This window comes from Variovorax sp. 01T439_2 (assembly GCF_056398445.1).
Genome location: NZ_JBFTPJ010001115.1, coordinates 1 through 1,713, shown reverse-complemented (window position 1 = coordinate 1,713; position 1,713 = coordinate 1). Strand labels below are relative to the sequence as shown.

2 protein-coding genes are annotated in these 1,713 nt (G+C 61.7%); one reads left to right on the top strand and one right to left on the bottom strand.

The genetic code is table 11. The annotated features are described in order from the left end of the window. The coding region (locus AC1DOC_RS32560) for a hypothetical protein (RefSeq protein WP_478131429.1) at window positions 1-808 on the top strand (808 nt) is incomplete at its 5' end. 264 nt (window positions 809-1,072) lie between these two features. Here the strand turns inward: AC1DOC_RS32560 and alkB are convergent. Further along, window positions 1,073-1,696, bottom strand: coding sequence for a DNA oxidative demethylase AlkB (gene alkB, locus AC1DOC_RS32555; RefSeq protein WP_478131430.1), 624 nt, complete (start codon window positions 1,694-1,696; stop codon window positions 1,073-1,075). Window positions 1,697-1,713: the final 17 nt, after the last annotated feature.

Genomic DNA, 1,713 nt, shown 5'->3' with positions numbered 1-1,713 from the left:
CCGGCGTCCCTTGGAAACGCTGGCTGCACTCAAGCGATTCGATCACCTCACGCCCGACGCTTTGCGTGAGCCACCTGGTTCTCCGAAATTCCTCATGAGCCAATCGGAAGGTGAGGCCGCGGCGAAAACAGCGTTGGACGGCATGATGAAGACGCTGAACGCACAGGAACTACAGGTCGAGCGACGAGGGATTCATGCGATTTTGCTGAAGACCATGCATTTGCGATGGCAGAAGCGCGCGAGCCCGCTTGATTCCCTGGTAGAGATTGTTCAATTCAGCCTTGAGGTCCTCGGGAAGTTGGCCAAGCTGGAAATCTATCTGGCGTGGAAGTTCTTGGGATGCGCCGGCACCGTACCCAAGTTCTTCGCGCCCGTACTCAATCCCGGCGCGAATGCTCTGAAAGCGCTCAAGGGAATGTCCTGGGATGTGGCGATGTTTCGGGCGGCTGAAAAATTCGCAGCGATGCAACGCCACGACGGACACATCAAAGCCGACTTCTTCGTCCCGCTCGTCGCTTCATTCGATGAGAAATTCAAGCAGCTCGTGCAGGCGTGCCCACTCAGGGCGATTGTGATGAGTCCAGCCACCGATTTTGTCAACATGATCTTCCGCGATCAGATGCCGTTCGAGCTTGCGCTTCGTGACGTGTTGGAAGGCCCAATCGCCGCGACGTTGAATGATCCACGGGCACAGTCGATGAGACAGGCCTCCGCATTGAGTGCACAACGAATCGAGACCGCTATTGCAAAGCTTGAAGACGCGGTTCGCGATGCATGCACGCAGGCTTCGTCATCGATCGGTAACTAATCGTGATCGAAGCGGCAAACATCCACGTTCAAATCGCTGGCTTGGCGAAATTCGTGATGTATGTCACGAATCCAGACCGCTTTTTCGAGACGCCCGTTCCAGGCAGCCCCCGTTTTTCCACCGCCCCGACCCCCTGCCCATTCCGCAGGCAACCTAGTGCCAACCCCCGCCAATGCTGGCTCCGGCGTCCCCGGTCCTCAGACAACCCACAGAGTTGTGCACAGAAAAAAGGAACAAGTCATCAATTTGACTTGAGCGGCCGCTTCATCCCGCTTTGCGAAAAGTCAGGTTGATGCGCCGGCTGCCCAGCAGCGTGTGCGGCCGGTCTTCGAGCGGCAGCACGCCGTGGTAGCGCAGCCGGTCGGGCCCGCCCCACACCACCACGTCGCCGTGCACCAGCGGAATGCGCGCGGCCTTGTCGCTGCGGGCGAGTCCGCCGAAGAGAAAGATGGCCGGCATCCCGAGCGACACCGAGACGATGGGCGCGCCGTAGTCGCGCTCGTCCTTGTCCTGGTGCAACGACAGGCGCGTGYCGGGCTCGTAGCGGTTCACCAGGCAGGCGTCGGGCTCGAAGCCCGCAAACCCGGCCTCGGCGGCCGACGCCTCGGCCAGGCGCGCAAAGGTCGCCGGCATGGCGGGCCAGGGCTGGCCGGTTTCGGGATCGTGCTCGCCATAGCGGTAGCCGTGCCGGTCCGAGATCCAGCCGAGCCGGCCGCAGTTGGTCATGGCGACCGRCATCGTGAAGCCGCCGGGGGTCACGAGGTGGCGGAAGGCGGCGCGCTGCTCGACCTCGTGCAGGCCGGACAGCAGTTCGTCGACATAAGGCAGCGCAAACCTGCGCAGGACCCCCGATGGCCACCCCAAACTGCTCCACTTATGGCCGGTCAAACTGCTCCAGGCAGGAC